This is a genomic window from Actinoplanes sp. KI2 (assembly GCF_025630775.1).
Lineage (GTDB): Bacteria > Actinomycetota > Actinomycetes > Mycobacteriales > Micromonosporaceae > Actinoplanes.
The window spans coordinates 288,488-298,778 of record NZ_JAOSZE010000004.1; the positions used below are offsets into that span (position 1 = coordinate 288,488).

Annotated in this window: 7 protein-coding genes; 2 read left to right on the plus strand and 5 right to left on the minus strand. The window is 71.9% G+C overall.

What is annotated here, in order from left to right; translation table 11 throughout:
- Positions 1-361: 361 nt before the first annotated feature.
- The 3 genes from ODJ79_RS06370 to ODJ79_RS06380 all read right to left on the minus strand — a co-directional run bounded on the left by ODJ79_RS06370 (position 362) and on the right by ODJ79_RS06380 (position 3,662).
- On the minus strand, positions 362-652 hold the full coding sequence (locus ODJ79_RS06370) for a chorismate mutase (RefSeq protein WP_263022359.1): 291 nt from the start codon (positions 650-652) through the stop codon (positions 362-364).
- Positions 653-1,570: 918 nt separating this feature from the next.
- Positions 1,571-2,890 carry an FtsX-like permease family protein gene (locus ODJ79_RS06375; protein ID WP_263022360.1) on the minus strand — a complete coding sequence of 440 codons (1,320 nt, stop codon included), beginning with the start codon at positions 2,888-2,890 and terminating at the stop codon, positions 1,571-1,573.
- A 40-nt stretch (positions 2,891-2,930) separates the two neighbouring features.
- Positions 2,931-3,662 (minus strand): ABC transporter ATP-binding protein, encoded by a 732-nt coding sequence (locus tag ODJ79_RS06380; protein WP_263022375.1) that lies wholly within the window; start codon positions 3,660-3,662, stop codon positions 2,931-2,933.
- A 105-nt stretch (positions 3,663-3,767) separates the two neighbouring features.
- On the opposite strand from ODJ79_RS06380, the gene ODJ79_RS06385 reads away from it, so the two are divergent.
- Positions 3,768-4,685, plus strand: a complete 918-nt coding sequence (locus tag ODJ79_RS06385; protein ID WP_263022361.1) for a TetR/AcrR family transcriptional regulator C-terminal domain-containing protein — start codon at positions 3,768-3,770, stop codon at positions 4,683-4,685.
- Between the two features lie 3 nt (positions 4,686-4,688).
- On the opposite strand, the gene ODJ79_RS06390 is transcribed toward ODJ79_RS06385, so the two are convergent.
- Together ODJ79_RS06390 and ODJ79_RS06395 are read right to left on the minus strand one after the other, a co-directional pair.
- Positions 4,689-6,521 carry a bifunctional metallophosphatase/5'-nucleotidase gene (locus tag ODJ79_RS06390; protein ID WP_263022362.1) on the minus strand — a complete coding sequence of 611 codons (1,833 nt, stop codon included), beginning with the start codon at positions 6,519-6,521 and terminating at the stop codon, positions 4,689-4,691.
- 66 nt (positions 6,522-6,587) lie between these two features.
- The gene (locus ODJ79_RS06395) at positions 6,588-7,760 is read right to left on the minus strand and encodes a hypothetical protein (protein ID WP_263022363.1); all 1,173 of its coding nucleotides are present in this window, start codon (positions 7,758-7,760) and stop codon (positions 6,588-6,590) included.
- 163 nt (positions 7,761-7,923) lie between these two features.
- Here ODJ79_RS06395 and pcrA point away from each other — a divergent pair, with 163 nt between their 5' ends.
- Positions 7,924-10,290 carry a DNA helicase PcrA gene (gene pcrA / locus ODJ79_RS06400; protein WP_263022376.1) on the plus strand — a complete coding sequence of 789 codons (2,367 nt, stop codon included), beginning with the start codon at positions 7,924-7,926 and terminating at the stop codon, positions 10,288-10,290.
- The last annotated feature ends 1 nt before the right edge of the window (position 10,291 follow it).

The window sequence follows — 10,291 nt, forward strand, 5'->3', positions numbered from 1 at the left end:
CGGTTGACGCGAACGCTCCGGGCTTGGGGAGTTCGTGCGCGGCGCGGGCAGCGGCCGGCCGCGTCTCAGTCGGGCGCGTGACGGTTGACGCGAACGCTCCCGGCTTGGGGAGTTCGTGCGCGGCGCGGGCAGCGGCCGGCCACGTCTCAGTCGGGCGCGTGACGGTTGACGCGAACGCTCCGGGCTTGGGGAGTTCGTGCGCGGCGCGGGCAGCGGCCGGCCATGTCTCAGTCGGGCGCGTGACGGTTGACGCGAACGCTCCGGGCTTGGGGAGTTCGTGCGCGGCGCGGGCAGCGGCGGGCCACGTCTCAGTCGGGCGCGTGACGGTGCGGCCCGTCGAGCGGCTGGGACGTGACGCCCGTCAGAGGGGGCCGCGGCCGGCGCGGAGGATCATCAGGGCAATCTGGGTGCCGTCGGGGCCCAGGGCGGCGCGGAAGCGGTCGACGATCTCGCGCTCGCGGGACAGGACCAGGCGGGTGCCGCCGCTGGCCATGCGGGTCTTGCCGACCGCCTGGGAGAGGCGCGCCCGCTCCAGCCACAGGTCGATGATGGCCTGGTCGATCTCGTCGATGCGCTCGCGCATGGCACGGATCTCGTCGGCGGCCAGGGGCTCGCCCGCCCCGGTCGTCTGGTCCACCACGTCGGCGGTCATGTCGTGCTCCTCGGGTGCTCGCGCCCCGGTCGACCCGGCCCGGGCAGCATCAAGCCCCGGGCTGGGAAGCCCGGGGCTTGAAGTAGGTCTGTCGTTCAGACGCGGCCTACGGTCGCCGGACTTCCGGTGCCGTAGTAAAAAAATCGCGTCTGCTGGATCACGAGCCGAGTATGCCCCCGTCCCGAACCCGTTTGCAAGGAAACCGCCCGATGCGTGGGACGCCATCGACCACCTCGACGGCGTGTAACCCCAGCACCGCCCCGCACTGTGTCGCCCATTCGGTGCCTACTCATGCCCACTGGTCCCCACCCCGGTCACTGGGTGGGGTGAGTCTGGCACCCGGGTCCGACACTTTCGGGGCGGTGTCCACAGCGGGGCGGTCCGTGCGGCATGTGGCCGGGGTTCATGGGCGCACTCGCTCGGCGAGGCTCTCGCCCGACCGGCCCGCGGCGGGCTGGGTATGCCGCGCCGGCTGGGTGGGCCGTGCGGGTTGGGCCGGGCCGCGGCTGGCTGAGTGGCCCGCAATGGCTGAGTGGGTCATGCGGGCTGGGCCGGGCCGCCATGGCCGGGTGGGCCATGTGGGTCGGGTCGGGCCGCGGCTGGGGTGGGGCCGCCATGGCTGGGGTGGGCCATGCGGGTTGGGGCAGGGCATGGCGGGCGGGGCGGCGCGGACCCGGCTGGGCAGGAACGCCGGGACCCGGCCGGCAGGCGCGTCGGGCACCCGGTCGGCAGGCGCGTCGGGGATCCGGCCGAGAAGGCGCGTCGGCTGGGCGGGCCAGGGCGTCGGCTGGGCGGGCCGGGGCGTTGGCTGGGCGGGCAGGCCGGGGCGTTGGCTGGGCGGGCCGGGGCGTTGGCTGGGCGGGCGGGCCCGGGGCGTTGGCTGGGCGGGCCGGGGCGTTGGCTGGGCGGGCCGGGCGGTCAGTCTGCGCGGACCGCCGCCGTGGCTGGTCCTCGCGTCGTGCGCCGGGTTGCGCCCAGCATGGCTGCCGCGGTCAGGGCCGTCGCCACCGCCAGGATCGTCACGTAGGCGGCCGGGCCGGAGTCGGGCCAGAGGTGGCCGGCGCGGGCCGAGCCGAACGGCAGGATGGTGAACATCGCGGCCGCGGTGCCGCCCAGCGTGCCGGTCACGGTGACCAGCAGGCCCTCCAGCGCGACCATGCCCAGCAACTGCCCGCGGGTGGCGCCGGCCAGCCGCTGCTGGGCGAACTCGCGCCGGCGGCGGGCGGTCGCCGCGATCAGGGTGTTGACCAGCATGATCGCCACGAACAGGGTGATCATGCCGACTATCACGTAGTTGAGGGTTTTGATGTCTCGGGCGTAGTCGGGTTCGATCTGGCCGGCCGCGGCCTTGTTCTCCACCGCCTGCATGTAGACCGTGCCGGTGGCGACGCCGGTGAAGATGAGCACCGGCATGACGGCCGAGGCCAGCTGGCGGGCCCGGGTGTGCACGGTGAGCACCGCCAGTTCGCCGGTCGCGCCGACCGCCCGGATCGGGCCACCCAGTACCGCGGTGACCAGGCGTAGCAGCTCGGGAGCCAGCAGCGCCAGGCCGATCGCGGCCCAGATGCCGGCCTGCCCGGCGGTCTGCATCGCGTCGATCCCCTTGCCGTCCATCACCGTGGCGGTCAGGATCGCGCAGTTCGCGCCGGTGACCAGGAACAGGGTGGCGAACAGGCGGCGGGCCAGCGGGCGCCGAACCACCGCGCCCGCGGGAGCGGTCGTACGCCGGGCGGTGACGATGCCGGCGATGAGCGAGCCGAGCAGGGTGACGCCGAAGCCGACGCCGAGCGCGATCGGGCCGAAGGCGTAGCCGACCGACTCGGCGGCCTGGCCGGTGTTGTGCAGCAGCTGGAGCAGGACCCGGCCCAGGATCAGGCCGGCCGGGACGGCGATCGCCGAGGCGGCCAGGGCCACCGCACCCGCCTCGCCGACGATCATGCGGCGGAGCTGACGGCGGGTGGCGCCGACCCGGCGGAGCAGGGTGATCTGGTCGGCGCGCCGGCGGACGGCGAGGCTCAGCGTCGAGGTGACCGCGAAGGCGACGATGACCAGGCACCAGCCGCCGCCGACGCTCGCGGTGGTGCGCAGCGATCCGGCGCTGGCCGAGTCGGCGGACCGCGCGGTGTCCAGCAGGGACGCGAACGCCATCAGCAGCGTCGCGCCCAGGAACGCGGAGAGGAACGTCGCGACGAAGCCGCCGGGACGGTGACGCAGGTTGCGCAGGGCTACGGCGAACACGGAACGACCTCCTGGGTCGGGGCGGAGAAGCGGCACATGGTCACGCGGCGACGGCGGCGTCGCCGAGGTGGGCGAGGCGTTCGGCGACGGCGTCCACGGTGGGCCCGCGCAGCGAGCCGGCCAGCCGGCCGTCCGCCAGGAACAGGACCGAGTCCGTGTACGCCGCGGCCGCCGGGTCGTGGGTGACCATGACGACCGTGCCGCCGTGCTCGTGGACCACGGCGCGCAGCAGCCCGAGCACCTCGCGGGCGCTGCGCATGTCGAGTGCCCCGGTCGGCTCGTCGGCGAAGATGACGGCCGGCTCGGTGATCAGGGCACGGGCCACCGCGACCCGCTGGCGCTGGCCGCCGGAGAGCTTCTCGGGGCTGTCCGCCAGCCGGTCGCCGAGGCCGAGCTGGTCGAGGACGGCCCGTACCCGTCGGCGGTCGGCCCGCTTGCCGGCCAGCCGCAGCGGCAGCACCACGTTCTGCTCGACGGTCAGCGAGGGCAGCAGGTTGTAGTCCTGGAAGACGAAGCCGACCCGCAGCCGGCGGAACTTGGTCATCGCCGTGTCGCCGCTGGTGGTGAGCTCGGTGCCGGCGATGACCACCCGGCCCGAGGTGGGCCGGTCGAGGCCGGCGGCGCACTGCAGCAGCGTGCTCTTGCCCGAGCCGGAGGGGCCCATCACCGCCGTGAAGCTGCCGGCCGGGAAGGACGCGGTGACCCCGGCGAGCGCGGTCACGGTGTCGTCGTACGTCTTGGTGAGTGCTTCCAGCTGGACCGCATCAGTCATCATTCGTACACCGTATTGGTGCACTAGATACCGCGTCGGTAGTGCTAACCCCCCAATTCGAGGTGGTGCTCTATAGTGGAGTGCACTAGTGCACTAGGGGGTCGTGTGAACGCCTACCGGCGGATCGCCGACGAGATCGCCGCCCGGATCGCGTCGGGTGACCTCGCGCCCGGTGCCAGGGTCCCCTCGACCCGGCAGATCATGGCGGAGTACGGCGTGGCGATGGCGACCGCGACCCGGGTGATCACGGCGCTGCGCGAGCGCGGCCTGGTGCAGACCCGGCGCGGGCACGGGACGGTGGTGGCGACCGGCGCCGTTGCGGGCGGCCCGGACCGGGAGCGGGTGGTGCGCACGGCCGTCGCGATCGCCGACGCCGAGGGGCTGACCGGGCTCTCCATCCGGCGACTGGCCGGCGAGCTGGGCATTCCCACGATGTCGGTCTATCGCCACATTGCCGACAAGGAGGAGCTCGTCCTCCTGATGATGGACGAGGTGATGGGTGGCACCCCGCCGCCCGCGCTCTCGCCGGCGACCGACGGGTGGCGGGCCTGCCTGGAGGCGCTGGCCCGGCTGCAGTGGCAGTTGTACCGGCGGCACGCCTGGCTCGCGCAGGCGATCTCGTTCAGCCGGCCGTTGCCGGCGCCGAACGCGATGGCACACACCGAGTGGGCGATGGCCGCGCTGGACGCGGGCGGATTCGAGCCGGCGGTGCAGCTTTCGGCGGCGGCGACGCTCGCCAACTACGTGCGCGGCACGGCGGTGAATCTGGAGGAGGAGCAGCAGGCGGTCCAGGAGACCGGGATGACCGACCAGGACTGGTTCGAGACGCAGCACGAGCGGGTTGCCGCGGCGCTGGCCGGCGGTCGGCTGCCGATGATGACGCGGGCGCTGGTCGGCGAGGGTGTCGAGTTCAGTCTGGACATCCTGCTGGAGTTCGGCCTGCAGCGATTGCTGGACGGCCTGGCGGTGCTGCGACCCGTACGGGGAAATGGTCCGCCGGGGAATGACCCCGGCGGACCGTAGGAACTACGCGATGGTGGTGATGCGGTTGGCCGGGCCGGGCGCGACCGGCGAGTTGCTGCCCAGGTAGGCGGTCAGCGCGTCGATGTCGAAGCCGGGCGCGGTGGTGCGGTTGGTGCCGCCGGTGAGCAGCCGGAAGCCGTCGCCGCCGTTGGCCAGGAAGTCGTTCGTGGTGACCCGGTAAGCGGCGGCAGGGTCGATCGGCGTGCCGTTGAGGGCGAGGTTGCTGATCTTCGAGCCGAGGGCGGCGGACCCGCTCCAGGTGTAGGTGAACCCGTTCGACACCTGCAGGATCTTCGTCGTGGTCTGGCCCTGGTAACCGGGGAACTGCTGCTCGAGAACGTCCTTGAGCTGCGCGCCGGTGAGGGTCTGGGTGACCACCAGGTTGTTGAACGGCTGGACGGTGAACGCCTCGCCGTAGGTGACCTGGCCGGTCGCCTCGCCGCCGGCCGAGGCCTCGGCGTCGAAGTCGGAGCGGATGCCACCCGGGTTCATCAGCGCGATCTGGGCGCCGTCCGAGAGCGTACGGGCCAGCTGCGCGTCGGCGATCACGTCACCGAGCGGGGACTCGCCGGCCGCCGTGTTCGTCCGGGTGATGTCGCCGGTGATGCTGCCGACGACCTTGTTGGCGATCGGCGCGACCGCGGTGCGGTACTTGTCGGCGATCTTCTTGGCCGCCGCGTCCACCGTGTCCGGGTTCTTCAGGTACACGCCGGCCGCGTCCTTCTTCCAGCCGCCGGCACCGTCCGCGACGCCGTTCTCGACGATCACGTTGTGGGCGCTGATCTCGGCGAACCGGCCGGTCCGCCGGTCCAGCGAGTAGTCGATGTCGGTGATCAGCTGGCCGTTGGTGCCGGCGCTGGTGACCACCGAGGTCCCCGCCGAGTTCGGCAGCGTGCAGGAGTAGAAGCGGTGCGTGTGGCCGGAGACGACCAGGCCGATCTCCGGGTTGAGGCCCTTGACGATGTCGACCACCGGGCCGGAGAAGTTGGTGCAGTCGGACACGCCCGGGGTCGGGGTCGCCGAGCCCTGCGCGCCGCCCTCGTGCAGCAGCAGCACCTGAGCCTTCACGCCGAACAGCTTGAGCACGTTGCTCCACTTGTTCGCGGTCTCGATCTCGTCGGTGAAGTGCACGTTCTTGATGCCGGCCGGGTTGACGATGCCGGCCGTGCCCTCGAGCGTCATGCCGATGAAGCCGACCGGGACGCCGCCGACCAGCTTGATCGAGACCGGCGGGAGGATCGAGCGGCCGGTCTTGTTGTCGATCGTGTTCGCGGCCAGGTACTGGAACTTGGCCCCGCGGAAGGGGTCGCCGTCCTGGCAGCCGTCGACCGGGTGGCAGCCGCCGCGCTGGAGGCGGATCAGCTCGTCCACGCCCTCGTCGAACTCGTGGTTGCCCACCGAGCTGACCTCGAGGCCGATCTGGTTCATCAGCTCGATCGTCGGCTCGTCGTGGAACGCGGCGCTGACCAGCGGCGTCGCGCCGACCAGGTCACCGGCGCCGACCGTGATCGTCTGGCGGCCCTGCTGCTTCGCCTCGGCACGCAGCTTCTTGAGGTACGTCGCGAGGTATTCCACGCCGCCGGCCGGAGTGGACGTGCCGGAAGCGTTGACCACCGCGCCGCTGCCGCCCGGCGGGTCGATCGCGCCGTGGAAGTCGTTGTAGCTGAGGAACTGGCCCGGCACCGTGGCGCCGTGCTGGCCGCCGTAGAGGACGCTGACCGGCTGGAACTCGGCGGGTGGGGTGCTGGCCGGGGTTATGGTGGGCCGGGCCGCCGGCAGGGTGGTGAGGACGGCCAGGGCGAGGGCAGGCGCGGCGAGATGACGCAGTCTTGCCATGATGTGCGGTCTCCTGATCAAGTCGACAGGGGTCGAATCAGCTTGATCCATCAGGGCCGCGGGGCGCTACGACTCGCGGGTGACAAATTGATGTCCGATCATGTTGACGCAGGTCTTGCCGACCGTGCCGAACGGCCGGCCGAAGGCGCTGCGGGACGCGTCGTCGAGCGAGGCGCCCAACCGCAGCCGCTGCCGGGCGAACTCCATCGCGCGCGGCTCGCCGAACTGCGTGACCAGGCAGTCCACCGCGAAGTGCCCGGCCGCGTAGAAGGCGGCGACCTCCTTGGCACTCGCGCCGTCGCGCAGCGGCGGTGGGTTCAGCCGGGTGGGCAAGAGCAAGGCCGATTTGCTGTACGTGTCGGCAGCGCGCCGGGGTTGCATGCCGATGTACTCGGCGACGCCCTCGACCAGCCACATGTCCTCGTGCCGGGTGGCCACGCCGCCGATCGTGGCGACGTGTGCGAGCTCGTGCTGGAGCACCTCGCGCAGGGCGGCCCGGGTGGGCAGCCGGCCCGGGTTGATCACGACGTCGGCGCCCGCCGGGCCGAGGGGCTGCATGTAGCCGACGGCCCACTCGGTGGCCTTGCCGCCGTACCAGGTGCGCCAGGTGCGGTCCGTGGCGAGATAGATGCGGTAGCGGGCCTGGCGGTTGTCGGCGTAGGCGGCGTAGCGGTCGTCGATCCGGGCCGCCTCGTCGGCGAGCTCGACCACCTCGGGGAGCTTGGCCTTCAGAGCCTTGGGGGCACCGACGGTCACCCGCCTGCCCTGGGCGAAGATCAGGTCGCCCTGCTGCCAGGGGGTCGGTTCGGGGCCGGGTGTCATCGCCAACGCCGTGATTTTGCCGCCGCTCGTCTGGACGCTCTGGCCGATCTTCGGGGAGTTCGGCGGGCACTTCGGGCTGAAGCAGTAGGTCAGGACGGCCCGGCCGGCGTTGCCGGCGCGATAGTCCACTGTGGCGTGCAGGGCGCGGAGCGTACGGAAGAGGTTTTGGTAGCGCTGTCGCAGCGGCGGCGCCACCCGGGCCAGCCAGCCGGTCAGGTCGCCGCGGTTGAGGGCCGCCGCCTGCTTGGTCAGCAGTTGCTGGAGGGTGTCGGGCGGCTTGGGGCTCGGCCCGGCGACGCCGGCCGGGATGACCCGTGCGGGCTCGTCCGTCGAGGTGATCAGTGACCCGATCGTGATCGCGAGCACCGTGGCCACCACGAGGCCGCCGACATGCCGAGCCCTCGTGTAGCCCCGCACCGCGCCTCCTCGGCCGGACCGCCGCTGGAGCTGATTGAAACAGACGGCTGTCTCTGTCGCACCCCCTCGGCACGGTGACCGCGAATTCTTGTCGGATGGTAGGCCTAGACTTGCCAGCGCGATGCGAGCTTCCTCTGAACCCCAGAACAACTCCCTCTTCAGCATGCCCGCGGTGCGCGAGCAGCAGGAGCGGAAAAAGCGGCGACTCGACCCGGATTCGCTGCTCACGGGTCTGAACGGGCCGCAGCGTGACGCGGTCACCCACGCCGGGTCGCCGCTGCTGATCGTGGCCGGCGCCGGCTCGGGCAAGACGCGTGTGCTGACCCACCGGATCGCCTATCTGCTGGCCGCCCGCGACGTGCACCCCGGCCAGATCATCGCGATCACCTTCACCAACAAGGCCGCCGGCGAGATGAAGGAGCGGGTGGCCGACCTGGTCGGGCCGCGGGCGCGGCTGATGTGGGTGTCGACCTTCCACTCGGCATGCGTGCGGATCCTGCGGGCCGAGCATGATCACGCGGGGCTCAAGAGCACGTTCTCGATCTACGATGCCGACGACTCGCGGCGGCTCATGCAGTTGGTGATCCGCGAGCTCGACCTGGATCCGAAGCGGTACACCGCGCGGGGCCTGGCCGCCCAGGTGTCGAACCTGAAGAACGAGCTGGTCGAGCCCGACGACTTCAAGGCCAACGTGAAGGGTCCGAACGAGCGGGCGCTGGCCGAGGCGTACGAGATGTATCAGCGTCGTCTGCGTGAGGCGCACGCGCTGGATTTCGACGACATCATCATGGCCACGGTGCACCTGTTCCAGTCGCACCCGCACGTCGCCGAGGCCTACCGGCGGCGGTTCCGGCACGTGCTCGTCGACGAATACCAGGACACCAACCACGCGCAGTACATGCTGGTCAAGGAGCTGGTGGGGGAGAAGGGGGGCGAGGTGCCGCCGGCCGAGCTGTGCGTCGTCGGCGATGCCGACCAGTCCATCTACGCGTTCCGCGGCGCCACCATCCGCAACATCCTGGAGTTCGAGCGCGACTACTCCGACGCGCGCACGATCCTGCTCGAGCAGAACTACCGATCGACCCAGACGATCCTCTCGGCCGCCAACGCGGTGATCGAGCGGAACCCGTCGCGCAAGCCGAAGCGGCTCTGGAGCGACCAGGGCGCGGGCGAGCAGATCGTCGGGTACGTGGCCGACACCGAGCACGCCGAGGCCGATTGGGTGGCCCGCGAGATCGACCGGCTGCACGACCGGGCCGAGGTCCGCCCCGGCGACGTGGCCGTCTTCTACCGCACCAACGCGCAGTCCCGCGTCTTCGAGGAGGTGTTCATCCGCGTCGGCCTGCCGTACAAGGTGGTCGGTGGGGTGCGCTTCTACGAGCGCAAGGAGGTGCGCGACGCGCTCGCCTACCTGCGCGCGGTGGTCAACGACGACGACACGGTGAGCATCCGCCGGGTGCTCAACACCCCGAAACGCGGCATCGGCGAGCGGGCCGAGGCATGCGTCGAGGCGCTGTCGTCGCGCGACCGCATCTCGTTCGGGCAGGCGCTGCGGCACGCCAAGGACGCGCCGGGCATCGCCGCCCGCTCGGCCAACGCGATCGCCGATTTCGTGCAGCTGCTCGACGACCTGCGCGAGCTGTCCACCACCGCGCCGCCCGAGGAGGTGCTCGAGGCGGTGTTGCAGCGGTCGGGCCTGCTCGGCGAGCTCGAGGAGAGCCTCGACCCGCAGGATCAGGGCCGGGTGGAAAACCTGCAGGAGCTGGTGAGCGTCGCCCGGGAGTACACCGAGCGGGTCGAAGCCCAGGCCGAGGAGGGTGAGGAACAGGCGGCTACGTTGGCGGGCTTCCTCGAGCAGGTGGCGCTGGTCGCCGACGCCGACCAGCTGCCCGACGACGACCCGGAAAATCAGGGCGTGGTCACGCTGATGACCCTGCACACGGCGAAGGGTCTGGAGTTCCCGGTGGTGTTCCTGACCGGGCTCGAGGACGGCGTCTTCCCGCACATGCGGGCGCTCGGCGACAACACCGAGCTGGAGGAGGAGCGCCGGCTGGCGTACGTCGGGATCACCCGGGCCCGCCAGCGGCTCTACCTGTCCCGGGCGGTGACCCGCGGGGCGTGGGGTCAGCCGCAGTACAACCCGCCGTCCCGGTTCACCGACGAGCTGCCGCCCGAGCTGATCCGCTGGGAGCGCACGGCCGGGTCGTACACGTCCTGGTCGGGCACCGGCGGCGGGGTGGGTGGCCGCGGCGGCGGTGACCGCTCGCGGGGCGGCGGCTTCGCCGGGAACACCCCGAAGGCGCAGCAGCTGGCCAGCCGGCTGGGCATCGACCCGAGCAAGCTCGCGACCGCCAGCGAGCTGCCCCAGACGCCGAAGGTCGCGGTGGGCGATCGGGTCAACCATCAGCGGTACGGGCTGGGCCGGGTCCTCGCGGTCGAGGGGCAGGGGCCGGGCGCCCGTGCCCAGATCGACTTCGGCGACCAGGTGATGTGGCTGATCATGCGGCACGCCCCGATCGAGAAGATCTAGG